Genomic DNA, 24,333 nt, shown 5'->3' with positions numbered 1-24,333 from the left:
CGTCTCCCACGGCTGACGTGGTCGGCATGAACAAGGCAAACTGACCTGGTTGCTCAGGATGTCTAGGGGGACGGCATGGACGGTGTACCGCGGGTTCCGGAGCAGCGGCGTCCCGGATTCCCGGCGGAACCGGACGGGTCGGCCGCGCTCCGCTTCGGCGTGCTCGGACCGGTGCGCGCCTGGCGGGGCGAGGAGCCGCTGGCCACCGGCTCGCCCCAGCAGCGGGCGCTGCTGGCCGCCCTGTTGCTGCGCGAGGGCCGTACCGCCACCGCGGCCGAGCTGATCGACGCCCTGTGGGGCGAGGAGCCGCCCCCGCAGGCGCTGGCGGCGGTGCGGACGTACGCGTCCCGGCTGCGGAAGGTGCTCGACCCGGGGGTGCTGGCCAGCGAGTCGGGCGGGTACGCCGTACGGGGCCTGGCCGAGGGGGCGTTGGACCTGGCGCGGGCCCAGGACCTGGCGGCCGGGGCCGAGAAGGCGCGGAGCTCCGGCGACCTGGGCCACGCCCGTGAGCTGCTGCGCCGCGCGCTGGCCCTGTGGGACGGCGAAGTACTGGCCGGCGTGCCGGGTCCGTACGCCCGCACGCAGCGCGTCCGGCTGGACGAGTGGCGGCTCCAACTGCTGGAGACGCGGCTCGACATGGACCTCGACCAGGGCTGCCACGCGGAGGCGGTCTCGGAGCTGACGGCGCTCACGGCGGTCCACCCAATGCGCGAACGCCTGCGCGAGCTGCTGATGCTGGCGCTGTACCGCAGCGGCCGCCAGGCGGAGGCCCTGGCCGTCTACGCGGACACGCGCCGCCTGCTCGCCGACGAGCTGGGCGTCGACCCGCGGCCCGGCCTCCGGGACCTGCAACAGCGCATCCTGCGGGCCGACCCCGGCCTGGCCGAGCCCTCTGCCCCGGCCGCGGCGGCGGCGACCCCCTTGGTGCGCCCGGCGCAACTCCCGGCCACGGTTCCCGACTTCACCGGCCGCGCGTCCTTCGTCCGCGAGCTGAGCGACGTGTTGTCCTCGGCGTCCGGGGACCCGGCGACGGGCCGCGTGATGGCGGTCTCGGCGCTCGCCGGGATCGGCGGCGTCGGCAAGACGACCCTCGCGGTGCACGTCGCCCACCAGGCGCGGGCCGCCTTCCCCGACGGACAGCTGTACGTCGACCTCCAGGGCGCCGGCGCGCGGCCCGCGGAGCCGGAGACGGTGCTGGGCTCCTTCCTGCGCGCCCTGGGCACCGCCGATGCGGCGATCCCCGACTCCCTGGAGGAGCGCGCCGCCCTGTACCGCTCCGTCCTGGACGGCCGCCGGGTCCTCGTCCTGCTGGACAACGCCCGCGACGCCGCCCAGGTGCGGCCCCTGCTGCCCGGCACGGAGGGCTGCGCCGCGCTGGTGACGGCGCGGGTGCGGATGGTGGGCCTCGCCGGGGCGCACCTGGTCGACCTGGACGTGATGTCGCCCGAGGAGGCGCTGGCCCTCTTCACGAGGATCGTCGGCGAGGAGCGGGTCGCCTCGGAGCGGGAGGCGGCCCTGGACGTGGTCGGTGCGTGCGGATTCCTGCCGCTGGCGATCCGCATCGCCGCGTCCCGGCTGGCGGCCCGCCGCACCTGGACCGTCTCCGTCCTCGCGGCCAAACTGGCGGACGAGCGGCGCCGGCTGGACGAGTTGCAGGCCGGGGACCTCGCGGTCGAGGCCACCTTCGAGCTGGGCTACGGCCAGCTGGAGACGGCCCAGGCCCGCGCCTTCCGGCTGCTGGGCCTCGCGGACGGCCCGGACATCTCGCTGGCGGCCGCGGCGGCGGTCCTCGACCTCCCGGTGGAGGACACGGAGGACCTCCTGGAGTCCCTGGTGGACACCTCGCTGCTCGAATCGGCGGCGCCGGGCCGCTACCGCTTCCACGACCTGGTCCGCCTCTACGCGCGTGCCTGCGCGCAGCGGGACGAGGACCCGCCGAGCGAGCGGACGGCGGCGCTGTCGCGGCTGCTGGACTTCTACCTGGCCACGGCGGCGGGGGTGTACGCGATCGAGCGGCCGGGCGACCGGACGGTCGAGCACCTGGAGCCCACCTCCTACACGGGCCTGGTCTTCGAGGACCGGGGTGACGCCCTGGACTGGCTCTACACGGAGGCGCAGAACCTGCTGGCCTGCGCCCAGCAGCAGGTGACGGGCAGCGCTCTGCGCCGGGCCGTCGACCTGCTGTGGGCGACCAAGGACCTGGCCGAGTCCGGGGCCAACGCCAGGCAGTACGAGACGGCCGCGACGGCGCTGCGCGACGCCGCCAGGGCCGGCGCCGACATCCGGGCGGAGAGCCGGGCCAGGACCGCCCTGTCCAACGTGTGCCTGGCGGCCGGCCAGTACGCGCGGGCGGACGACGAGGCGCGGATCGCCATCGAGCTGGCCACCGAGGCGGCGGACTCCACGCCCATCGGCTGGGCCGCCACCGACCGGGGCATCATCGCCCTGAGCCAGGGCCGGTACGAGGAGGCGGAGGAGCTGCTGACGACCGCCCGGGACGGCTACCGCGCGGACGACAACCGTCCCGGCGAGGCGAGCGCCCTGTGCAACCTCTCGCGGCTGCACGAACGCATGAACCGGACCCGCAGCGCGATCGCGCTGGCGCAGCAGGGTGTGGAGATCTTCCGGCAGCTCGGCCTCACGCTGCGCCTGGCGAACGCCCGTTACGCGCTCGGGGTGGCGCTGCTGCGGGCGGACCGGCACGCCGAGGGCCTGCGGCAGATGCAGGACGCCCTGGTGATGTTCGGCAGCAACCGCCAGCGGCTGTGGGAGGGCACCGCGCACTTCCGCATCGCGCAGCTGCACCTGGCCGCGAACCGTCCCGCGGCGGCGGCCCAGCACGCGGAACAGGCCCTGGCGATCGGCTTCATCGGCGGCGACCTCATCCGGGGCAGCATCCTGAACACCCTGGGGCGCAGCCTCGGCGCCCTCGGGCAGAGCGACCGGGCGCGCGCCTGCTGGCTGGAGGCCCTGACGCTGCTGGAACGCGCCGACGCCCCCGAGGTGTCGGAGGTGCGCCGCCTGCTCGGCTCACCCGTCGACGCCGCGTGACGGGGCGGCGGCACGGGCGTTCATCGAACGTTTATGGCCGCGGGCCATGCTCTTACCCGGATCCGTCGCGTCGGGGGGCAGGCGGGTCACCGCGGCCGCCCACCCGGGAGGCCGCGCGGAGCCTCTGTCCGGCGATACTCGGGGGAGTCGCCGGACAGGGGCGATCGGTAGCCGTACTCCACGAGTTCCAGGGGAGCAGCATGAGCGAGACCGAGAAGAAGCCGGCCGAGGTCGTCACCATGGAGAACCACGCTCCGGCGCCGCCCGTCGGCGGTGGCGAGGCCAGGCTCCTGGAGAACCACGCTCCCCAGCCCCCGGCCGAGGAGCAGATCACGACGCTGGAGAACCACGCTCCCGCACCTCCGGCCCTGGGCCTGGACGGCGGCGGCAAGTAGACCTTCTTCCGGCACGGGGATCGGCCGCGGCGGCGCGGAGGGGAGCCGCCGCGGCCGACGTGTGCGCGGGGGGATTCAGGAGACCGGCTCCGTCACCGTGTGGTCCAGTTCGCAGTGGTCCGGCACGGCGGAGCCGTCGTAGGGGACGCGGACCGGGGTGACACCGTCCGCGGGGACGGTGACCTCCTCGCTGCCCTCGGTGAGGGTCGTGCCGTCCGCGTCCTTGAAGAGGACCGTGACGGGGAACGTGTACTCCACGGCGTTCGGGTTGGTGACCTCGACGGTGGCGTACGGCTGGCCCTCCTCGGCGCAGGCGACCAGCGACAAGGCGGCGGCCTCGACGGCGTCGGTGCTGCCGCCGTCCCCGCTGCCGGTGTCGTCGCCGTAGGTGTCGTCGTCGTGGTCGTGGTAGCCGCTGCCGCCGCTGCCGTAGGTGTCGTCGTCGTCCTTGTAGGCGCCGCCGCCCGATGTGGACGACGAACTGTCGTGGTCCTGGCCGGAGCTGCTGCAACCGCCCCCGTCGCCTCCGTGACCGTGGCCGTGGCGGCCGGTCGAGAAGCCGGTCAGGCTGAGGACCACCAGTGCCGAGATCGCCGTGTACCTGAGTGCTCGCCCCCGTGTCGTCATGACGATCACGCTAGGGCGTGGATGTCACGGACACGTCACCAGCCGGGCACGGCCCTCCACGCCGTACGGACCGCGGCGGTACGGCCGTCCGCGCGACGCGGGGGCCGCGGACGTACCACCGTCCTCACGTCGTGCGGGCCGTCCCCGTGCCCTTCTCCGCGTCCAGGGCGTAGACGCAGCGGTCCTTGCTGCACGCGTACACGATGCCGTCGCGGACCACCGGGGACCCGGTGATCTCGCCGCCGGTGGCGAGCTTCCAGCGCAGGCGGCCGTCGTCGGCCTTCAGCGTGTAGAGCAGGTGGTCGGTCGAGCCGAAGTGGATGCGGCCCTCGGCGACCGCGGGCGCGCCCACGATGTCGCCGCCCGCCTGAAAGCGCCACTTGGGGGTGCCGGTGACCGCGTCCAGCGTGTAGAGGCCCTTGCCGCTGCCCACGTGGACGTGGCCGGCGACGACCAGCACCGGATCGGTCGAGGAGCGGGCCTCGGTCGCGATGCGCCAGCGGTCACGGCCGTCGGTGGCGTCCAGGGCGTAGACGGTGCCGAGGTAGTCGGCGAGGTAGACCCCGCCACCGGTCACCGCGGGGCCCGGTACGAAGGTGGGCGGGGCGAGGAAGACCGCGGGGGCCTCGAAGTGCCAGCGGACGTGGCCCGAGGCGGCCTCCAGGGCGAGGACCCGGGTGCCGGCCGCGACGTACACGTAGCCGTCGGGTGCCTGGGTGAGGCGGACCGGGACGCCGCCGCAGGAGGCCGCGTCGCCGATCGGGTACGACCATCTCTCGTCGCCGGTGCGGGCGTCCAGGGCGCGCAGGCGGGCGTCCTGCCACACGTACGCCGTGCCGTCGTGCAGCGCGGCGCCCGCCTCGGGGGACTCGAAGTCGGTCTGGGCGCCGGTGATCTCCCACAGCTTCTGCCCGCCCGAGGCCTCCCAGGCCTGGACGCCGCCGCCGCGGGTGGCGGTGAGGACGGTGCCGCGCTCGGCCCGGAGCGAGTACACCCAGGCGTCGGTCTGGACGCGCCACAGGTCGGCGCCCTCGCGGGCGTCCAGGGCGAAGAGGGTGGGTCCGTCGGAGGCGTGCACACGGTCGTCCGCGACCGCCATCGACCAGGCGACGTCCCTGGTCTTGAAGCGGCGGCGCCCGGTGCCCACGTCCAGGGCGTGCACCTCGAAGGAGGTGACGTAGACCAGCTCGTCGGCGACCCGGGGCGTGCCCCAGACGTCGTTGGACATCCGGAACCGCCAGGGGCGCCAGCCGGCCGGCGACGCCTCCGGGGCGGACACCGGCGCGGACGTCGGGGCCGGTACGGCGGGGTCGGCGCCGTTGACGCCCGGGCGCGGGCGGGACCAGGACGCGGCGAGGGCGGACTCCGGAGGGGGCGCGGCGACGACGGCGGCGCGCATGTCGGCGACGCGCGGTCCCGGGCCGATGGGCACCGCGGCACCGGGCAGCCGGACCGGCCCGCCGTCGGGGGCGGGCACCGCCGGGCCGTGCGCGGGCCGCGCCGGTACGACGGGGTCGTGCGCGGGCGGGGGCGGCAGCGGGGGCGCGTGGCCGGGTCCGCGGGCACCGGACGGGCCCGGTACCCGGCCGCCCGCCGTGGTGGCGGGCTTGACCGCGGGGCGGCCGCCCCGGCGGCCCTCGATCAGGCTCACGGCCCGCTCGGGCAGCCAGGCCGACGCCGTACCGCTGTCGTCGGAGCCGGAGCCGAACAGGTGCGGGGCGAGCTGGGCCTGGAGGTCGGCGGGGTTGGGCCGGCCGGTGGCCTCCATCTGCATGCAGGACTCGATGAGCGGGCGCAGCTCGTCGGGCAGCCCCTCCAGGTCGGGGCCCTCGCGCAGCAGCATGAAGACCGTCTCGACCGGGTTGGCGCCGTGGAAGGGCGGGTGCCCGGTGGCGGCGAAGACCAGCATCGAACCGAGCGAGAACACGTCGCTGGCGCCGGTGACGCTGCGGGAGTCCTTCGCCTGCTCCGGGGACATGTAGGCCGGGGTGCCGACGGCGACGTTCGTCATGGTCAGCCGGGTGTTGGAGACGCCGGACGCGATGCCGAAGTCGATCACGCGCGGGCCGTCCTCGACGACGAGGACGTTGGAGGGCTTCAGGTCGCGGTGGACCAGGCCCGCGCCGTGGATGGACTGGAGCGCCTCCGCGACGCCCGCGGCCAGCCAGCGCACCGCCTGGGCCGGCAGCGGCCCGCACTCGTTCACTATCTCCTCGAGGGAGGGCGCGGGCACGTAGGCCGTGGCCAGCCACGGCACCGCGGCGCGCGGGTCGGCGTCGACCACGGCGGCGGTGTAGAAGCCGGAGACCGCGCGGGCCGCCTCCACCTCGCGGGTGAAGCGGACGCGGAACAGCTGGTCCTCCGCCAGCTCCGTGCGCACCGTCTTGATCGCCACGCGCCGCCCGGACGCCGAGCGCGCGAGATAGACCAGCCCCATGCCGCCGGCGCCGAGCCGCCCCAGCACCTCGAACGGCCCGATCCGCCGCGGATCGTGCTGCGTCAGCTGATCCACCACTTGCCTGCCACCTCCCCGTACGAGCCGCGCCACCCACATATGTACGCGACCGAAGTGCAGCGTCTCACCACCGCACCCGTGTGGCGCCACGCACCCCGATTCTTCCTGTCCGAAGCGCTGGTGGCGAACCTGGCGACAATCGGGGTGTCTTACCTGATTACGGGCAAAGGGTCTCGCGCGCGGCCCTTCCCCGGCCCCGTTCAGCGGCCTAGTTCAGCGCTCCAGCAGCGCGAACGACGCTCCCTGCCCGTCGGAGACCACGGCCACCCGCCCGTACGACGCCTCGAAGGCCGGCACCCGCACCCGCCCGCCGAGCCGTGTCACCGCGGCGAGCCCGGCGGTCAGGTCCTCGACCAGGAAGTGGACGAGGAAGTGCGGCGGCATCTCGGCGGGGAAGACGTCGGAGACCCGGGCCCGGCCGAAGTCCGGGGAGGCGTCCTCGGCGAAGAGGGCGTCGTGGAACAGGTCGCCGTAGAAGGCGTTGGCGGCCTCCGTGTCCCGCGTGTACAGCTCGGCCCAGGCGAAGGTGCCCGGCTCGCGGCGGCGTCCGAAGCCGGTGAGGCGGCCCGGCTGCCAGAGCCCGAAGACCGCACCGTCGGGGTCGGCGGCGAGGGCGGCGGCGCCCAGGTCGCCGACCCGGTGGGGCGGCGTGACGAGCCGGCCGCCGCCCGCCCGGACGCGCGCGGCCAGGGCGACGGCGTCCGGGGTGTGGAAGTACACGGACCACACGGTGGGCATTCGGCCGTCCGTCTTGCGGACCAGCGCGGCGACCGGCTCGCCGTCCAGGCACGCCCGCACCGACTCCGCCGCGGGTCCCTCCCCCGCGTCCGCGTCCCCGTCCGCGGTCCGGAAGGTCCAGCCGAACAGCTCGCCGTAGAAACGCCTGCCCGCCGCCACGTCGGAGAGCTGTGCGTCCACCCAGCAGGGGACGCCCTCCCGGCGGGCGGCCGGACCGTTTGACGCGCTGTTCTCGAATGCCCCGTTTTCGGCCATGCCGCCAAAGTAACCGCGCCGAGAGCACCGCGCAGAGCAGGCACACCAGCCTCTCTTCGCGCCCGCACCCCATTTGCAGTCGGCCGAATAGCGCTCCGATCACCCGTCGGTAAGCTGACGGCATGACAGGACAAGTGCGTACCGTCGACGGCCGCGTGGCCGGTCGACGTGGGCAGGCGACCCGGCAGAAACTGCTCGACTGCCTCAGCGAAATGCTCAGCTCCTCCCCCTATCGCGATGTCAAAGTCATCGATGTCGCCCGCCGGGCGGGCACGTCGCCCGCGACCTTCTACCAGTACTTCCCGGACGTCGAGGGTGCCGTCCTGGAGATCGCCGACCGCATGGCCGCCGAGAGTTCCTCGCTGGCCGAACTGACGGCGGGCCGCTCGTGGGTCGGCAAGGCCGGCTGGCAGACGGCACAGGAACTCGTCGACGGATTCCTGGAGTTCTGGCGGAAGAACGACGCCATTCTGCGCGTCGTGGATCTCGGTGCGGCGGAGGGCGACAAGCGCTTCGCCAAAATCCGCATGAAGATCCTGAATTCGGTGAATTCCTCCCTCACGGATTCCGTCGCCGATCTCCAGGCAAAGGGCAAGGTCGACAAGGACGTGAACCCCGCGGCGATCGCCGGGTCTCTGGTCGTCATGCTCGCGGCCGCCGCCTCGCACCAGAAGGGGTTCTCCTCGTGGGGCGTGAAACAGGCGGAACTCAAGCCGCATCTCGCCCTGTTGACGTATCTCGGCATGACCGGAAAGAAGCCCACGAAGTAACACCACGCAATCAGCGGCCCGTCGCGCGGCACCCTGTCATCCCGGCCGCGTCACCGTCCGCCGCTCCCGGCCCACCGCGCCTCCAGCGCGCCGTCGCCGCCCGCCCGGGGAACAGCCTTCTGTCCGGCCGGTGTTGTGCCCCACAGCGACATCCGCTTCCGCACCCGCTGGAGGAGACCGACATGGCCCTGACCCGCGAAGAGCGTGAGACGTTCCTGGCCGAGCCGCACATCGCCGCGCTCGCCGTCGACGCGGGAGCGGGCCGCGCCCCGCTGACCGTGCCGATCTGGTACCAGTACGAGCCCGGCGGCGATGTGTGGATCATGACGGGCCTGAACAGCCGCAAGAACGAGCTGATCGGCAGGGCGGGCCGGTTCTCCCTGATGGTCGACCGGCTGGAGCCCACCATCCGCTACGTGTCGGTGGAGGGACCGGTCGTCGAGACGGCCGCCGCGACCGAGGAGGCCCTGCGGGAGATGTCCGCGCGCTACCTCCCGGCCGAGAAGGTCGACGGTTACGTCGCCTTCGCCTGGGAGAACCACGGCGAGCAGGTCATCCTCCGGATGCGGCCCGAACGCTGGGTCTCCACCGACCTCGGCTCCGTATGAGCCCCGGGCGTCCCTGAGGGCACGACAATCGGGGGATGGGAACCGATCTTCACGAGCTGCTGAGGTCGCTGCGGGTGTGGGACCCCGCGGTCACCGCACTGCCGCCCCTCGACCCGGCCGGTGCGCCCGGCGACCCGCTGGAGCTGTTCACCCGGTGGTTCACCGAGGCGGCCGGGGCCGGCGAGCGCGAGCCGCACACGATGTCGCTGGCGACGTCGGACGCCGAGGGCCTGCCGGACGCGCGCGTCGTCATGCTGCACGGCGCGGACGGGGACGGCTGGGCCTTCGCCACCCACGCAGGCAGCCGCAAGGGCCGCCACCTCGGCGCCCGCCCGTACGCCGCGCTCGTCTTCTACTGGCCGGTGCTGGGCCGCCAGGTGCGGCTGCGCGGCCCGGTGGCCGCCGCTCCGGCCGAGGAGGCGCGGGCCGACCTGCACGCGCGCTCGACCGGCGCCCTGGCCGCCGCGCTCACCGGACGGCAGAGCGCGGAGCTGGGCTCGACGGACGAGCTGGCCCGCGCCTCCGAGGCGGCCTGGGAACGGGCCGGGCGGGAACCGGACGCGCCGGCCCCGTCCTGGACGCTGTACCGGCTGCGCCCCGACGAGGTGGAGTTCTTCCAGGGCGAGGCCCGCCGGCGCCACGTACGGCTGGTCTACCGGCGCACCGGGGACGACGGCTGGGACCGGCGGCTGCTGTGGCCGTGAACCGCGCTCAGCGCGCGCCGGGCGGCGCCGGCTCCTCGTCCGTCGCCAGCCGCGCGTGCAGGTGCACGTCCCGGAAGGCGTCGTGCCGCCCGGCCTCGAACATGGCCCCGCGCAGGATCCCCTCGGCGCGGTAGCCGCTGCGCTCGGCGACCCGGCAGGAGACCTCGTGCCCCACCGCGTGCCCCAGTTCCAGGCGGTGCAGGCCGAGTTCGGCACAGGCCCAGCGGGTGGCGAGCAGCAGGGCCCGGGTCGCGACGCCCCGGCCCCGGGCCTCGGGGAGCACCCAGTAGCCGACCCGGGCCGTCTTCATCGGCAGGCTGATCTCGTTGACGCCGACGTGCCCCAGGGCCGCGCCGCTCTCGTCGTCCGTGATCCGGAACGAGGCCGACCTGCCGTCCGCCGCGTCCCGCGCCCGGGCCCGCAGCGACTCCCTGGCACCGGCGAGGTCGGTCCACGGCTTGAGCGGAGTGTTCCAGCGCTGGAAGTCCGGGTCTAGACAACCGACCAGCCACGTCTGGGCGTCCTCGTCGGAGGTGGCGTCCCAGGCCCTCAGGCTCAGGCCGCCCCCGCGGGGTTCGGAGGGGACGAGGGAGGGGTCGAGGGTGTACCTGCGTGTGTGGGCCATCCGGCCATTCAAGCCCAACGGCCCCCAGGCGTGACCGATCCGCAACCGATTCCGGTCTTGACCGAGACCCATCAACCCAGAGCGCGATTACGCTCGCCGCATGGCCGACTCCACAGCGTCCGCTGAACCGCAGCAGCCCGCCCACCCCGCGGGCCGCCCCGTGTACGTCATAGGCGCAGGCCCCGGCGGTCTCGCCGTCGCCCAGGCGCTGCGCGCCCGCGGGCTGCGGGCCGTGGTCCTGGAACGGGCCGAGCACGTCGGCTCCTCCTGGCGGCGGCACTACGACCGGCTGCGGCTGCACACCACCCGTCGCCTGTCTGCGCTGCCCGGCCTGCCGATGCCGCGCCGCTTCGGGCGCTGGGTGGCCCGGGACGACGTGGTCCGGTACCTGGAGAAGTACGCCGAGTACCACCAGCTGGAGATCGTCACCGGGGTGGAGGTCTTCCGCGTCGAGCGGGCGCCCGACGGCGCCGGCTGGCTGCTGCACGCCTCCGGGGGCCGGGAGCTGACCGGCTCCGCGGTGGTGGTCGCCACCGGCTACAACCACACCCCGCGCCTGCCGGACTGGCCCGGCCGGGACACGTACACCGGCGAGTTCCGGCACGCCGCCGAGTACCGCTCCCCGGCCCCGTACGCCGGCCGGGACGTCCTGGTGGTCGGCGTGGGCAACACCGGCGCCGAGATCGCCGTGGACCTGGTGGAGGGCGGGGCCGCGCGGGTCCGGCTCTCGGTGCGCACCGCGCCGCACATCGTCCGGCGCTCGACCGCGGGGTGGGCCGCCCAGTACAACGGCGTCCTGGTCCGCCGCCTGCCGACCGCGCTCGCCGACCGGCTCGCCCGTCCGCTGGCCAGGATCAGCACGCCCGACCTGTCGGCCCACGGGCTGCCCCGCCCGGAGGCGGGCCTGCTGACCCGGGCCGCCCAGGGCGCGATCCCGGTGCAGGACGTCGGTCTGATCGACGCGGTCCGCTCGGGCCGGGTGGAGGTGGTGGCCGCCGTCGACGCCTTCGAGGACGGCAAGGCAGTCCTCGCCGACGGCACCCGCGTCGCCCCGGACGCGGTGATCGCGGCCACGGGGTACCGGCGGGGCCTGGAGGGGCTGGTCGGGCACCTCGGCGTCCTCGACGGCACCGGCCGTCCGGTCGCCCACGGGGGCCGCACCCCGGCCGGCGCGCCCGGCCTGTACTTCACCGGGTTCACCAACCCGATCAGCGGGATGCTCCGCGAGCTGGCGATCGACGCCGGGCGCATCGCCGCGTCGGTGTCGAAGCGGGAGGCGGGACGGGTCTCCCGCCTGCCGGGCTGACCCCGACCCCGGCGGCACGGCCGGCCCCCGGCCCGTACGGGACGGCTAGTCCCGGGTGAGGATGCGCAGGTCGCCGCCGTCGGGGTCGCCGAAGCGGACGAAGAGCTCGGGGTCCTGCTCGGTGCCGCCGATGGTCCAGTACGTCCGCCCGCCGCACGCGCCGTCGATGTGCAGGAGGACGCCGTCGCGGTCGGTGTCCATGAACTCGTCGTCCCGCTCGAACGTCCACGTGCCGGACCCGTCGCACAGGGAGAGGTCGCCCTCCTCGGCGTCGCCCGCCTGGACCGGCAGGCGGGTCAGCCGGGCCTCTCCGCCCGGATCCAGCCGCAGCACGCTGCCGTGCCCCCCGTGCCAGTCCCCGGCGACCCGCGCCGCGGACAGCCGAGGGGGTTCGTAGTCGTCGACGAGTACCTCCCCGATCGGCACGACGATGACGAACAGGAGGAAGCCGGCGACGGCCGACAGCAGCCAGCTCCGCCACACCCCCCACTTGCGTCGGCGCAGGGCCGCCAGGCCCAGCACCGGCAGGACTCCGGCCCCGGCGAACCACGGGAGGACAGCGAGCGACCAGCCCCAGACCGCGTTCCCCAGCGCGAACCAGCAGGCGCCGACGGCCGCGGAGCCCACCAGGCGCCAGGCCCACTCGGGCACCCGCAGCCGGTGCGGCACGAGCCGGGAGAGTGCCACGGCGGGCATGATCTGCACGGTGGCGTGGGCAAGCCCGAGCAACGGCAGGACCACCGGAACGCAGATGATGCCGAGATAACCGCCCCCGCCGTAGCCGTAGTCGTCCGTCCCGGCCACCGTCACGAACCACCAGGCCAGCCAGAGCACCGGCAGCTGCCCCGCGCACAGGGCTGCCGCGCGGCTCCATTCGCCCGCCCCTGTCCCGCGCACGATCTCGGCCTCCGGCCGTGCTCCCCACCCCATGTCCGCACCCTACGACCAGCTCACACGGCCCTCACCACCGGTGCCGGCCGCCGCCGGATCACCAGGGCCATCAGGGCCGCCGCCGCGCACAGCGCCCCGGAGGCGATCCACACCACGTCGTACGAGCCGAAGCGGTCGCGGGCCAGGCCGCCGAGGAAGGCGACGAGGGCGGCGCCCACCTGGTGGGAGGCGAGCACCCAGCCGAAGACGATCGCGCTGTCCTCGCCGTACTGCTCGCGGCACAGGGCGAGGGTGGGCGGGACGGTGGCGACCCAGTCGAGGCCGTAGAAGACGATGAAGAAGACCATCGGCGGGTGGACGCTCGGCGCGAGCAGCATGGGCAGGAAGAGCAGGGAGACGCCGCGCAGGGCGTAGTACACCGCGAGCAGGCGGCGCGGTTCGAAGCGGTCGGTGAACCAGCCGGAGGCGATCGTGCCGACCACGTCGAAGACGCCGATGACGGCGAGCAGCGAGGCCGCGGCGGTGATCGGCATGCCGTGGTCGTGGGCGGCGGGCACGAAGTGGGTCTGGATCAGGCCGTTGGTCGAGGCGCCGCAGATCGCGAAGGTGCCGGCCAGCAGCCAGAACGGGCCGGTGCGGACGGCGGAGAACAGGACCGTCACGGCGCGCCGGGCGGCGCCGGGCACGGGGGCGGGCTTGGGCACGAACGCCTCGGCGCCGTACGGCTTCTGGCCGAGGTCGGCCGGGTGGTCGTGCAGGAGGAGCCAGACGAAGGGGACGACGGCCAGGGCGGCGAGGGCGACGGTGACGGCCGCCGGGCGCCAGTCGTACGTCTCGACGATCCAGGACAGCAGCGGCAGGAAGATCAGCTGCCCGGAGGCGGAGGCGGCGGTGAGCACGCCGGTGACCAGGCCGCGCCGCTCGGTGAACCAGCGGTTGGTGACGGTGGCGGCGAAGGCCAGGGCCATCGAGCCGGAGCCGAGGCCGACCAGCAGGCCCCAGCACAGGATGAGCTGCCAGGCGGAGTCCATCCACACCGTCAGGCCCGAGCCGAGCGAGATCACCATCAGCGCGACGGCGACGACCCGCCGGATGCCGAAGCGGTCCATCAGCGCGGCGGCGAAGGGGGCGGTCAGCCCGTACAGGGCCAGGTTGACGGAGACGGCGGCGCCGATCGTGCCGCGCGACCAGCCGAACTCCGTGTGGAGCGGGTCGATGAGGATGCCGGGCAGGGAGCGGAAGGCGGCGGCGCCGATGATCGTCACGAAGGTGACGGCGGCGACCCACCAGGCGCGGTGCACACGCCGACGGCGGCGGGAGGGCTCCTGCGGGGCCTGCGGGACTGCGAGGGCGTCGGTTGTCTCGGTCACGTCAACGAGTTTCGGCAGCGCGCCCCGTCCGGACGAGTGGCCCGAAGGACACGGTTCGCTAGGATCGGGCCATGCCCTCCGCCCGCGCCGCCTCCTCCACCGCAGCCCCCGTCCCCACCGCCTCCTCCAGCGCGGCCCCCGCCCCCGCCGCCGCCTCCACCGCCGCACCTGTCCCCGCTCCCTACGGGACCACCGGCACCCCCGACCGGCCGCACCGCGTCGCCGTCCTCGCCCTCGACGGTCTGCTCCCCTTCGAACTGGGCATCGCACAGCGCATCTTCGGCCTCGCCCGCGACGAGCGCAGGCGTCCGCTGTACGAGGTCGTGACCTGCTCGGTCCGGCCGCCGGGCCCGGTCGCCACGGACGCCGACTTCGACATCCTGGTCGGCAACGGCCCCGAGGCGCTGGCCACCGCCGACACGGTCGTGGTCCCCGCCTCCTACGAGCTGGGCCCGGTGCACGAGGAGGGCGTGCTGACCGCGGAGCTGGCCGCCGCGCTGTCCTTCGTGCGGCCCGGCACCCGGCTGGTGGCGATCTGCACGGGCGGTTACGTGCTGGCCGCCGCCGGGTACCTCGACGGCCGCCCGGCGACCACGCACTGGGCCTCGGCCGAGCACTTCCAGCGGCTGTTCCCGAAGGTGCGGGTGGACGCCGACGTGCTGTTCGTCGACGACGGCGACGTGCTCACCTCGGCCGGAGTCGCCGCCGGGATCGACCTGTGCGTGCACCTCGTGCGCCGGGACCACGGCACCGCCGTCGCCAACGAGGTGGCCCGCCGCACCGTGGTACCGCCCCACCGGGACGGCGGCCAGGCGCAGTACATCGAGCGGCCGGTGCCCGATCCGCAGCAGTCGTCCACGACGGGCGCCCGGGCCTGGGCGCTCGGCCGTCTGCACGAGCCGATCCAGCTGCGGGACATGGCGGCGCGGGAGTCGATGTCGGTCCGCACCTTCACCCGCCGCTTCCGCGAGGAGGTCGGTGTCAGTCCGGGTCAGTGGCTCACCCGGCAGCGCGTCGAACGGGCCCGGCACCTGCTGGAGTCCACGACACTCTCGGTCGACCAGGTCGCCCAGGACGCCGGGTTCGGCACGGCGCAGTCGATGCGGCAGCACCTGCAGGCGGCGCTCGGGGTCACACCGACCGCGTACCGGCGGACCTTCCGCGCGGAACTGTCCACAGCCTGTGGAGAATGAGCGGTCCCTCCCGAACTCGTCGGCCGGCGGCGCGGCGCTGTCCGCCCCGAGCACGGCATCGCGCGCCGCCACCCGACTCCGGCGCTCCCGCCCGGCTCCCGTCACCCCCGAGGGAACCGCCGCCGACACGACCCACGCTCGTCGAGGGCTCCGTCACCGAGCCCTCGTCGTCCCCTCGCGGCGAATCGTGGCTACCAGCGTGAGGACATGGTCACGATCCGTCAACCGGCGGGCGGGGTTTCCTCCCGTGCGGCCCGCTCGGCCGGGGACGCGCACGGAAGCACACCCCGGCGCACGGCTACACGACCTCGTACGCGAAGCCCTCGTACGCCACCGCGCCGCCGCCGCTCCCGCAGTCGGGTGCGGTGCCCTCGCCGCCGGAGGAGCGGTCCAGCTCGCACCAGATGCGCTTGCCGGTGCCCTCCCGGCTCCAGCCCCAGCGGTCGGCGAGACCGTCCACGAGGGCCAGTCCCCGGCCGCCCGTCGCCTCGCCGCCCGCACAACGGGGCACGGGGGCCCGGTCGCTGGCGTCCTCCACCTCCAGGCGGACGACGGCCTCCTTCGTCTCCTCGGTCACCGGGCCCGGCAGCACCAGCCGCAGGACCGCCGAACGCCCGGTGTGCACCACGGCGTTGGTGACGAGTTCCGAGACGAGCAGGACCAGCGTCTCGGCGAGTGGTTCATCGGCACGTATCCCCGACCCGGCGAGTCGTGACCGCGCCCAGCGCCGGGCGCGACCCACTTCCGAGGGGTCTGGACGGACCTCCAGCTGCACTTGAAGCACCTGCACCGCTCACACCATCCGAACCGGCGGACACAAAGGCTCGCGCCTCATGAGGGCCACGATCATGGCCATTTCCAGCATGGCCAGAACAACGACCGGGACGAGGATCACCGAACGTGAATCCCTTGTGGCACAGCATGGTTGACGGACAGTCACGTCAACAAGCGCTTCGGGCATATTCCAGCGCGAAGGAGTACGTGTGCGGCATACTGTGCGACGCACGTTCCGGGAAGTCGAACAGGCGGCGGCCGACGGCCGTTCCACCCTGCGGGGCAAGGCGCACACCGCCGGTTCCGGGGCCGCCCCAGGGGCAACTCCGGTACGGCTGACGCTCAGGACCACTCGCATCCCCCACAAGGTACCGGAGCGTGGCACCGACTCCGGGCCGTGACGGCTCACGCCGCGGACACCACCCGGTATCAACGCTCCGTGACGCCGCTCTGCCACGATCCGCGACATGCGGCGCCCGAGCGGGGGCTACTCCGGGACGGTGAAGTAGCGGGCGAAGGCCGGCACGATCTCCGACTCCCCCACCTTGCCGTCGCCGTCCGTGTCGAGCGCCTCGGCGGCCGACCGGGCGAGCTCCCCGGGCACGCCGAACGCGGTCAGCGCCCGCGCGGTGTCCGCGACGGTGGCCGTTCCGTCACCGTCGGCGTCGGCGACGTCCAGGGCGGCGTGCAGGAAGGGGCGGGCGATCTCGGCGAACCGGTCCGGCTTGTCCCGCAGCCGCTTGACCGCCCCCGTGACGAACTCCTCACGGGTGATGCGCTGGTCGCCGTCCCGGTCGGCGATGCCGGCCAGCCCCTGCCAGAGGGCCTCCGCGCCGCCGTACAGGGCCTGGCCCTTCTCGGAGCGGGCGGCGACGCCGAACTCGGCGAGCAGGGCCTTGGCCGCCCCGCTGAAGTCGGAACGGTCGATGTGGCCGTTGCCGTCCTGGTCGAAGGTGGTGAACCGCGCGGCAATCCTGCGCTCGTACTCGCTGTTGACCATGGTTCTCTCCGGCCGCCTCACGTCGGTGTTCGGGTACGTTCCGCCCGGAGCGTACGTCGCCTGACGCCGTCGCGGACGGGACTTGCCGCGATGGGCCGCGGCGTGCCGTGCCGGTGCCGCGGCACCGGTCACGCGGACAGGGGGCGCGGCTCGTCCCCGGTCGCCGAGGCGAGGTCGGGGTGGCAGTCGAAGAGCCGGCGCACGCCGAGCGCACCGAGGACGCGGTTGACGTGGGAGCCGTCGACGGCGCCCTGGGCGGGCAGTATCAGGCGCAGCCTGCCCTGGCAGGAGCGGATGAGCCGCCGGGAGGCGATGAGGACGCCGACCCCGCTGGAATCGCAGAAGAGGACCTCGGAGAGGTCCAGGACGAGGCTGTGCCGCCCCTCCGCCACCTCGTCGTGCACGCGCTGCCGCAGCACCGGTGACGTCACCAGGTCCAGTTCGCCCGACACCTGGAGCACGGCCCACGGGCCCTGCTCGCCGCCGGTCACGTTGAGCGTCACCACCATGCCCTTCATTCGTCGGAACGCACGGCTTCGGCCGAACCGGAAGCCCTACTTACGCTTCTTGGCCGCGCGCCTGCCCAGCGGCCGTGCCCGCAAACGCCGTGATGGAAACGGAGCCCGATCAGAAAAGGCTTGTTCCAGACGCTTTCGATCCCATTCGATCGATTCCAGTCCCACGCTAGAGGGTAGTGGAGGCGCATATCACCTCCGGTCGACCGGGGGCGCACATTGCCACAAAGGGGCGTGCGCGGTCGGACGTGCCGACTACATTCGGGGACGGGGTGGCCGCAGGCTGGGTCCGAAGAGGGGGTGGAGGGACCGCATGGCGAAGAGGGACGTGCCGCTGCGCTGGGACCGCAAGATGCAGCAGCGGCTCGCACGCGGCGAGGCAGCCGCCCTGGGTGAGCTGTACGACCGGTTCGCCTCGCTGGTGCACGGCCTGGCACACCGGGTGCTCGACGACGAGCGGGCCGCCGACCGCATCACGCGCGACGTCTTCGCGCACGTCTGGGAGCACCCCGACGCCTACGACCCCCGGCAGGGCCCGCTGCGCACCTGGGTCGCCGCGCTCACCCACCGGTTCGCCGTCCAGCGGCTGCGTGCCACCGAGACGGCGGCCCTCGTCCGGGGCGGCCCCGGCACCGCGGAGGAGCTGGAGACCAAGGTGCGCCGCGCCTCGGTCGCCGCCCGCGCCGACTACATCGTCCAGTCCATGCCGGCTCCGCTGCGCGCCGCCCTGGAGCTGGCCTACTTCCAGCGCCGCGACTACCGCCAGACCGCCGCCGACCTCGGCGTCACGGAGGACGAGGCCCGCCGCCGGCTGCGTCTCGGCCTCCAGCTCCTGGCCACGGCCCGCGACGCCGGCACCGCGGCGCGACCGCCCGGGGCACCGCCCGGATACGGGGGTGCGGCATGACGGCGTACGACGGGGACGGCGCGAGCGACGAGTACGACGAGACCGGCACGTACGACGGGAACGGCGCGTACGACGGGAACGGCGCGTACGACGGGAACGGCGGGAACGGCGGGTCCATCCAGAACGACCGGGGCGTCGGGGACGACGGGGGTCATGGGAGCCACGGCACTCCCGAGCGTCCCGGGACCGAGGGCCCTGTCCGCCCTGACGGCCACGGGAAGGGCGGCGGCGCGCGCATACCGCTGCCCCGGGCCCCCGTCGAGGACGGTGGGCGAGCGCTGCCCGAGGTGGCGCCGGCCGCGCTGGAGCACCACGTGCTGACGTCGCTGCTCGGGGCGTGGGCACTGGCCGCCTGCTCGGCGCAGGAGGCGGCCGCCGTCGAGGAGCACCTCGGGGAGTGCGACGCCTGCGCCGACGAGGCGCTGCGCCTGCGCGAGGCGGTCACGCTGCTCCAGCGGCCGGAGAGCCTCGATCTGGACCCCGCGCTGCGCACCCGCGTCCTGGACGGCTGCCTGGAGCGGCGCCCGCCCCGCATCCCGGTGCCCGACTGGGCCGCTCCCTACGACGCCGAGACCGCGCGCCTGGACGCGCTGCTCCAGGACTTCGGGGACGCCGAGTGGCACGCCCCGGTCCGGCTGCGCTGGTACGAAGAGGACGGCGCCGCGAGCCGCCGCACCACCGTCGCGGGGGTCATCGCGCACCTGCTGTCGGTCGACGGGACCGTGGCGAGCGCCCTGGGCCTCGACGACCCCCTCGGGGACATCGCCGCCCCGACCGGGGCACCGGCCGCCCGCACGGAGGCGTACTGGCGGGCCTCCCACTACCCGCCCACCCGCGCGGTGCGGGCGCCCTGGCGTGAGCAGAGTCACGGCATCGTCCGGACGGTGGCGTTCACCGGTGACGCGGGCGGGATGCCGGTCTCGTACGGCGACTTCGAGCTGCCGCTGCGGGACGCCATGCTGGACCGGGCGTTCGAGTGCTGGGTGCACGCGGAGGACATCGCCGACGCGGTGGACTACCCGTACGAGCCGCCGTCCGGGCGTCATCTCAACGGCATGATCGACCTCGCGGCCCGGTTGCTGCCCGGAGCCCTCGCGGCCCGTCGCCGGGCCGGTCTGGCCGCGCCCGGCGACCGCCCGCACCTGGTGACCGCGGGTGAGCCGGGACGCAGCCTGCGGCTGGAGATCGAGGGCTCGGGCGGCGGCGAGTGGCTCATCCCGCTGGACTCGCCCGGCGCGGTGGGATCCGCCGACCACGAGGTGGCCCACGTCGCCCTGGACGGCGTGGAGTTCTGCCGGCTGGCGGCGGGTCACGTGCCTCCGGCCGAGGCGGCGGCCGGTCAGGTGGGCGACCGTGAGGCGATCAGGGACGTCCTGTTCGCGGCGGCCTGCCTGAGCCGGATGTAGGGGCCGGTCCCGCACGCGGTGCGGGCCCCGGCTCGGCGCGGGCCCCGGCGGGCGGGGGCGCCGACGTGGCGCGGGCCCTGGCAGGTCCGGAGCCCGGGTCGTGCGACGGGACCCGCCCGGCCGGGGGTCCATTCGCCGTCGGCGCCGGGGTTCACTCGGTGTCGGTGTCGGTGTCGGCGTCCGCAGGCGCGGCGGGCGCCGTGTGGAGGACCTCGCGGGCCTGGTCGGCGGCCCGGATGATGCTCTCGGAGATGTAGTCGAGGAAGCGGGCGATGTTCTCCAGGCGCTCGGCCGCCGGGGTGCCGGAGCCCAGGACGGCCACGCCCTGGCGTGCGGTCTCGGCCACCTGGAGGGTCCCGCGGGCGCTGGCGACCATGGACTGGTACCAGACGTCGTCGTCGATGACGTAGCGCTCGCGGCGCGCATCGTCGCGTTCCCGGCGGACCAGGCCCTGACTGTCGAGGAACGCGACCGCCTTGGAGATGGACGCCGGGCTGACCTGGAGGCGCCCGACGAGTTCGGACGCGGTCAGGCTGCCGGTGTCGCTGACGCAGAGGCACGCCATCACCCGGGCCATCATCTTCGGCGTGCCGTTCTGCATGAAGACGGTGGTCAGCGTCTCCTCGAACTCCCGCACCGCCTCGGTGTCCCGCCCGTGGACGGGCGGGGGCGCCTCCGCTCCCCGGGGAGCCGCCTGCCTGCGCCGGTGGGAGCGGCGCTCGGTGGCCCGGTGGGCGAGGTCGGCGCGGTAGGCGGTGGGGCCGCCGTTGCGCATCACCTCGCGCGTGACGGTCGAGGTGGGCCGGTCGAGACGTCGGGCGATCTCCGCGTAGGCGAGGCCGTCGGCCAGCCCCAGTGCGATCTGCTGACGTTCCTGCTGGCTGAGCCTGCCTCCCGGCATGGTGATCTCCTTCGCGCTCCTCGGTGGGTCCGACCATAGCGTTCACTTCCACTTCATTGCAATGTACGCGAGCCTGACGTTGCGTTACTTCTCGGCTTGTTGCAACGAAATACTGTAAATGACCTGCGGTTATTAAGAAACAAGGCAACAACTATCTTGAGCAATCCATGAACGCAACGTAGCGTTTCCGGTGTCAGAAAGAGCGAACGAGCCCAGGAGGGCACCATGCAGACCTTCGACACCCCCGCCCCGATCTCCGCCGTCCTCGACGTTCCCGCCGGCCGCGTCCAGGTCATCGCCGCCGACCGGGCCGACGCCACGGTCGAGGTCCTGCCCGCCGACGCGTCGAAGGGGCGGGACGTGAAGCTGGCCGAGCAGACCAGGGTCGGGTTCGCCGACGGCGTCCTGCGGATCGAGGCCCCGGCGAAGAACCAGTTCATCGGCTCCGCCGGGTCCGTGGAGGTGACGCTGCGGCTGCCGGCCGGCTCCCGCGTCGAGGCCAGGACGGCCGCCGCCGAGTTCCGGGGCGTCGGACGGCTCGGCGACGTCGGCTACGAGGGCGCCCAGGGCCCGGTCAAGCTCGACGAGGCCGCGAGCGTCCGCCTCACGACCAGCGCCGGCGACATCACGATCGGCCGCCTGGGCGGCCCGGCCGAGATCCGCACCGAGAAGGGCGACATCCGGATCACCGAGGCCGTCGGCGGCGAGGTCGTGCTGCGCACCCGGTCCGGCGACATCTCGGTCGGCGCCGCCACCGGCGTCAGTGCCGCCCTGGACTCCGGCACCGGCTTCGGCCGCGTCCACAACGCGCTGCGCAACACCGACGGCACCCCCGCCCTCACCATCCACGCGACCACCGACCACGGCGACATCACCGCCCGCAGCCTCTGAGGAGCAACAGCCATGACAGAACTGGCCATCGCGGCGAACGGACTGCACAAGTCCTACGGCGACAAGACCGTCCTCGACGGTGTCGACCTGGCCGTACCCGAAGGAACGATCTTCTCCCTGCTCGGCCCGAACGGCGCCGGCAAGACCACCGCCGTCAAGATCCTCTCCACGCTCGTCACCGCCGACGCGGGCACCGTCCGCGTCGGCGGGCACGACCTGGCCACCGCTCCGCAGGCCGTGCGGGCCGCGATCGGGGTCACCGGCCAGTTCTCCGCCGTGGACGGCCTGATCACCGGCGAGGAGAACATGCTCCTCATGGCGGACCTGCACCACCTGCCCCGCGCCGAAGGACGGCGGGTCGCCGCCGAACTGCTGGAACGCTTCGACCTCACCGAGGCCGCCAAGAAGCCCGCCTCCACCTACTCCGGCGGCATGCAACGCCGCCTCGACATCGCCATGACCCTGGTCGGCGACCCCAGGATCATCTTCCTCGACGAACCCACCACCGGCCTCGACCCCCGCTCCCGCCACTCCATGTGGCAGATCATCCGCGAGCTCGTCACCGGCGGCGTCACCGTCTTCCTCACCACCCAGTACCTGGAGGAAGCCGACGAACTCGCCGACCGCATCGCCGTACTCGACGGCGGACGGATCGTCGCCGAAGGCACCGCCGACGAACTCAAACGCCTCGTCCCCGGCGGACACGTCCGGCTCCGCTTCACCGACCCCACCGCCTACCGCGACGCCGCCACCGCCCTGCCCACCGGCGCCCGGCACGACGACTCCCTCACCCTCCAGGTCCCCAGCGACGGCAGCCAGCGCGCGCTGCGCACCGTCCTCGACCGTCTGGACCGCGCGGGCGTCGAAGCCGACGAACTGACCGTGCACACCCCCGACCTGGACGACGTCTTCTTCGCCCTCACCGCCACCACCGCCCTCCCCGCCCAGACCGATCCTGCCGACCCGGCCGACCCGGCCGACCCGGCCGACCCGGCCGACCCGGCCGACCCGATGAAGGAGACCGTCCGATGAGCACCCTCTCCCTCGCCGTGCGCGACTCGTCCACGATGCTGCGCCGCAACCTCCTGCACGCCCGGCGCTACCCGTCCCTCACCCTGAACCTGCTGCTCACGCCGGTCATGCTGATGCTGCTCTTCGTCTACGTCTTCGGCGACACGATGAGCGCCGGCATCGGCGGCGGCGACCGGTCCGCCTATGTCGCCTACCTCGTGCCCGGCCTGCTCCTGATGACCATCGGCTCCACCACGATCGGCACCGCGGTCTCCGTCTCCAACGACATGACCGAAGGCATCATCGCCCGCTTCCGGACCATGGCCATCCACCGCGGATCCGTCCTCGTCGGACACGTCGTCGGCAGCGTGGTGCAGTCGGTCATGAGCGTGGTCCTCGTCGGCGCCGTCGGCGTGGCCATCGGCTTCCGTTCCGCGGACGCCGGCGCCCTGGAGTGGCTGGCGGCCTTCGGGCTCCTGGTGCTCTTCACGCTGGCGCTGACCTGGATCGCGGTCGGCATGGGCCTGAGCAGCCCGAGCGCAGAGGCGGCCAGCAACAACGCGATGCCGCTGATCTTCCTCCCGCTGATCTCCAGCGCCTTCGTCCCCGTCGACGCGATGCCGGGCTGGTTCCAGCCGGTCGCCGAGTACCAGCCCTTCACGCCCGCCATCGAGACCCTGCGCGGCCTGCTCCTCGGCACGGAGATCGGGCACAACGGCTGGCTCGCCGTCGGCTGGTGCCTCGCCCTGACCGTGCTCGGCTACCTCTGGTCGACCTCGAAGTTCAACAGCGACCCGAAGTGACCGCGGTGACCACCGAGGCCCCCACGTCTTCGCCCGGAACCCGTCGGACGGGTCCCGGGCGAAGACGTGCGATCCGGACGAAGGCGACCGTACGGCTCCGGACGAGGACGACCGTACGGCTCCGGACGAGGACGACCGTGCGGTGCTACGCGAAGACGACCGTGCGGCGGCCGTTCAGCAGGATCCGCCGCTCCGCGTGCCACTTCACGGCGCGCGCCAGCGCCTGGCACTCCACGTCCCGGCCGATCGCCACCAGCTGGTCCGGGGTGACGTCGTGGCCGACCCGCTCGACCTCCTGCTCGATGATCGGCCCCTCGTCGAGGTCGGCCGTCACGTAGTGCGCGGTCGCGCCGATCAGCTTCACGCCCCGGGTGTGCGCCTGGTGGTACGGCTTCGCGCCCTTGAAGCTCGGCAGGAAGGAGTGGTGGATGTTGATGATGCGGCCGCTGAGCCGCTTGCAGAGGTCGTCCGACAGGACCTGCATGTAGCGGGCCAGCACGACGAGTTCGACGTTCTCCTCGCGCACGATCTCCAGGACCCGGGCCTCGGCCTCCGGCTTGGTGTCCTTCGTCACGGGGATGTGGTGGAACGGGATGCCGTAGGACCCCACCAGCTCCGCGAAGTCGGTGTGGTTGGACACCACGGCCGCGATCTCCACGGGCAGCGCGCCGATCCGCGCGCGGAAGAGCAGGTCGTTCAGGCAGTGACCGAACCTGCTCACCATGAGCACGATGCGCATCTTCGCGTCGGCCCGGTTGATCTGCCAGTCCATGTGGAAGGCGTCCCCGATCGCGGTGAAGCTGGCGCGCAGCTTGTCCACGGTCACCGGCTCACCGGCCGAGAAGTGGACCCGCATGAAGAACAGACCCGTGTCGTGGTCCCCGAACTGCTGACTGTCCTCGATGTTGCAGCCGGTCATGAACAGGTAGCTCGAGACGGCGTGCACGATGCCCTGCTTGTCGGGGCAGGACAGGGTGAGGACGTACTGGTCGGCCGGGGCGTCGGCCGAGGGGACGGCGGCGGAGGACTGCGCGTTCATGCAGCACAGGGTCCCATATCCGGTCCCGCGGCCCGCGT

The 24,333-nt window shown here is 73.7% G+C and carries 23 protein-coding genes; 12 read left to right on the top strand and 11 right to left on the bottom strand.

The features are described 5' to 3' along the window. Positions 1-75 precede the first annotated feature (75 nt). Positions 76-3,051 (top strand): BTAD domain-containing putative transcriptional regulator, encoded by a 2,976-nt coding sequence (locus tag ACIBCJ_RS21790; protein WP_365980727.1) that lies wholly within the window; start codon positions 76-78, stop codon positions 3,049-3,051. Between the two features lie 200 nt (positions 3,052-3,251). Further along, positions 3,252-3,446, top strand: a complete 195-nt coding sequence (locus tag ACIBCJ_RS21785) for a hypothetical protein (protein WP_362097457.1) — start codon at positions 3,252-3,254, stop codon at positions 3,444-3,446. A gap of 75 nt (positions 3,447-3,521) precedes the next feature. Here the strand turns inward: ACIBCJ_RS21785 and ACIBCJ_RS21780 are convergent, their stop codons facing one another. The 3 genes from ACIBCJ_RS21780 to ACIBCJ_RS21770 form a co-directional block, all read right to left on the bottom strand. Continuing rightward, the gene (locus ACIBCJ_RS21780; protein ID WP_362502469.1) at positions 3,522-4,073 is read right to left on the bottom strand and encodes a hypothetical protein; all 552 of its coding nucleotides are present in this window, start codon (positions 4,071-4,073) and stop codon (positions 3,522-3,524) included. 124 nt (positions 4,074-4,197) lie between these two features. Beyond that, the gene (locus ACIBCJ_RS21775; RefSeq protein ID WP_362502466.1) at positions 4,198-6,588 is read right to left on the bottom strand and encodes a PQQ-binding-like beta-propeller repeat protein; all 2,391 of its coding nucleotides are present in this window, start codon (positions 6,586-6,588) and stop codon (positions 4,198-4,200) included. A gap of 213 nt (positions 6,589-6,801) precedes the next feature. Further along, positions 6,802-7,581, bottom strand: a complete 780-nt coding sequence (locus tag ACIBCJ_RS21770; protein WP_365980728.1) for a VOC family protein — start codon at positions 7,579-7,581, stop codon at positions 6,802-6,804. A 122-nt stretch (positions 7,582-7,703) separates the two neighbouring features. Here ACIBCJ_RS21770 and ACIBCJ_RS21765 point away from each other — a divergent pair, with 122 nt between their 5' ends. The 3 genes from ACIBCJ_RS21765 (at position 7,704) to ACIBCJ_RS21755 (ending at position 9,663) form a co-directional block, all read left to right on the top strand. Next, positions 7,704-8,351, top strand: coding sequence for a TetR family transcriptional regulator (locus tag ACIBCJ_RS21765; protein WP_362101406.1), 648 nt, complete (start codon positions 7,704-7,706; stop codon positions 8,349-8,351). Positions 8,352-8,533: 182 nt separating this feature from the next. Further along, the gene (locus ACIBCJ_RS21760) at positions 8,534-8,959 is read left to right on the top strand and encodes a pyridoxamine 5'-phosphate oxidase family protein (protein ID WP_362502460.1); all 426 of its coding nucleotides are present in this window, start codon (positions 8,534-8,536) and stop codon (positions 8,957-8,959) included. 35 nt (positions 8,960-8,994) lie between these two features. Next, positions 8,995-9,663, top strand: coding sequence for a pyridoxal 5'-phosphate synthase (locus ACIBCJ_RS21755; RefSeq protein ID WP_365980729.1), 669 nt, complete (start codon positions 8,995-8,997; stop codon positions 9,661-9,663). Between the two features lie 7 nt (positions 9,664-9,670). Here the strand turns inward: ACIBCJ_RS21755 and ACIBCJ_RS21750 are convergent, their stop codons facing one another. Then, complete coding sequence (locus ACIBCJ_RS21750) at positions 9,671-10,288, bottom strand: GNAT family protein (RefSeq protein WP_362502455.1); 618 nt, start codon at positions 10,286-10,288, stop codon at positions 9,671-9,673. Between the two features lie 100 nt (positions 10,289-10,388). On the opposite strand from ACIBCJ_RS21750, the gene ACIBCJ_RS21745 reads away from it, so the two are divergent. Next, positions 10,389-11,594 (top strand): NAD(P)/FAD-dependent oxidoreductase, encoded by a 1,206-nt coding sequence (locus ACIBCJ_RS21745; protein WP_365980730.1) that lies wholly within the window; start codon positions 10,389-10,391, stop codon positions 11,592-11,594. Between the two features lie 45 nt (positions 11,595-11,639). On the opposite strand, the gene ACIBCJ_RS21740 is transcribed toward ACIBCJ_RS21745, so the two are convergent. Then, positions 11,640-12,524, bottom strand: coding sequence for a hypothetical protein (locus tag ACIBCJ_RS21740; RefSeq protein WP_365980731.1), 885 nt, complete (start codon positions 12,522-12,524; stop codon positions 11,640-11,642). 20 nt (positions 12,525-12,544) lie between these two features. Then, positions 12,545-13,855: an MFS transporter gene (locus ACIBCJ_RS21735; RefSeq protein ID WP_362101421.1), complete on the bottom strand. Its 1,311-nt coding sequence runs from the start codon at positions 13,853-13,855 to the stop codon at positions 12,545-12,547. A gap of 71 nt (positions 13,856-13,926) precedes the next feature. Here ACIBCJ_RS21735 and ACIBCJ_RS21730 point away from each other — a divergent pair, with 71 nt between their 5' ends. Then, entirely contained in the window at positions 13,927-15,048 is a 1,122-nt protein-coding gene (locus ACIBCJ_RS21730) for a helix-turn-helix domain-containing protein (protein WP_365980733.1), read from the top strand. Positions 15,049-15,346: 298 nt separating this feature from the next. Here the strand turns inward: ACIBCJ_RS21730 and ACIBCJ_RS21725 are convergent, their stop codons facing one another. The 3 genes from ACIBCJ_RS21725 to ACIBCJ_RS21715 all read right to left on the bottom strand — a co-directional run bounded on the left by ACIBCJ_RS21725 (position 15,347) and on the right by ACIBCJ_RS21715 (position 17,331). Beyond that, entirely contained in the window at positions 15,347-15,823 is a 477-nt protein-coding gene (locus ACIBCJ_RS21725; RefSeq protein ID WP_362101872.1) for an ATP-binding protein, read from the bottom strand. Positions 15,824-16,309: 486 nt separating this feature from the next. Further along, the gene (locus tag ACIBCJ_RS21720) at positions 16,310-16,822 is read right to left on the bottom strand and encodes an EF-hand domain-containing protein (protein ID WP_362502439.1); all 513 of its coding nucleotides are present in this window, start codon (positions 16,820-16,822) and stop codon (positions 16,310-16,312) included. A gap of 128 nt (positions 16,823-16,950) precedes the next feature. Beyond that, a complete protein-coding gene (locus tag ACIBCJ_RS21715; protein ID WP_362101875.1) occupies positions 16,951-17,331 on the bottom strand; it encodes an STAS domain-containing protein in 381 nt (126 codons plus the stop codon). A gap of 319 nt (positions 17,332-17,650) precedes the next feature. Here ACIBCJ_RS21715 and ACIBCJ_RS21710 point away from each other — a divergent pair, with 319 nt between their 5' ends. Beyond that, a complete protein-coding gene (locus tag ACIBCJ_RS21710; protein WP_362101430.1) occupies positions 17,651-18,244 on the top strand; it encodes a sigma-70 family RNA polymerase sigma factor in 594 nt (197 codons plus the stop codon). Then, positions 18,241-19,650 (top strand): maleylpyruvate isomerase N-terminal domain-containing protein, encoded by a 1,410-nt coding sequence (locus ACIBCJ_RS21705; RefSeq protein WP_365980735.1) that lies wholly within the window; start codon positions 18,241-18,243, stop codon positions 19,648-19,650. Before ACIBCJ_RS21710 ends, ACIBCJ_RS21705 begins: the two co-directional genes overlap by 4 nt. Positions 19,651-19,801: 151 nt before the next feature. On the opposite strand, the gene ACIBCJ_RS21700 is transcribed toward ACIBCJ_RS21705, so the two are convergent. Further along, the gene (locus ACIBCJ_RS21700) at positions 19,802-20,551 is read right to left on the bottom strand and encodes a helix-turn-helix domain-containing protein (RefSeq protein WP_362101436.1); all 750 of its coding nucleotides are present in this window, start codon (positions 20,549-20,551) and stop codon (positions 19,802-19,804) included. A gap of 225 nt (positions 20,552-20,776) precedes the next feature. Here ACIBCJ_RS21700 and ACIBCJ_RS21695 point away from each other — a divergent pair, with 225 nt between their 5' ends. From ACIBCJ_RS21695 to ACIBCJ_RS21685, 3 genes are read left to right on the top strand one after another with little or no spacing between them, the layout of a single operon-like run. Next, positions 20,777-21,442, top strand: a complete 666-nt coding sequence (locus ACIBCJ_RS21695) for a DUF4097 family beta strand repeat-containing protein (RefSeq protein WP_365980736.1) — start codon at positions 20,777-20,779, stop codon at positions 21,440-21,442. A gap of 12 nt (positions 21,443-21,454) precedes the next feature. After that, positions 21,455-22,474 carry an ATP-binding cassette domain-containing protein gene (locus ACIBCJ_RS21690; protein ID WP_365980737.1) on the top strand — a complete coding sequence of 340 codons (1,020 nt, stop codon included), beginning with the start codon at positions 21,455-21,457 and terminating at the stop codon, positions 22,472-22,474. Further along, positions 22,471-23,256, top strand: coding sequence for an ABC transporter permease (locus tag ACIBCJ_RS21685; RefSeq protein ID WP_362101445.1), 786 nt, complete (start codon positions 22,471-22,473; stop codon positions 23,254-23,256). The genes ACIBCJ_RS21690 and ACIBCJ_RS21685 overlap by 4 nt, the downstream gene beginning before the upstream one ends. 145 nt (positions 23,257-23,401) lie before the next feature. Here ACIBCJ_RS21685 and purU read toward each other — a convergent pair whose 3' ends face one another. Then, positions 23,402-24,295, bottom strand: coding sequence for a formyltetrahydrofolate deformylase (gene purU, locus ACIBCJ_RS21680; RefSeq protein ID WP_362101448.1), 894 nt, complete (start codon positions 24,293-24,295; stop codon positions 23,402-23,404). Positions 24,296-24,333 lie beyond the last annotated feature (38 nt).

Origin of the sequence: Streptomyces sp. NPDC051136 (genome assembly GCF_044455745.1) — a bacterium.
Lineage (GTDB): Bacteria > Actinomycetota > Actinomycetes > Streptomycetales > Streptomycetaceae > Streptomyces.
The sequence above is the reverse complement of the archived record's forward strand: the minus strand, read 5'-3'. Positions and strand labels throughout refer to the sequence as shown.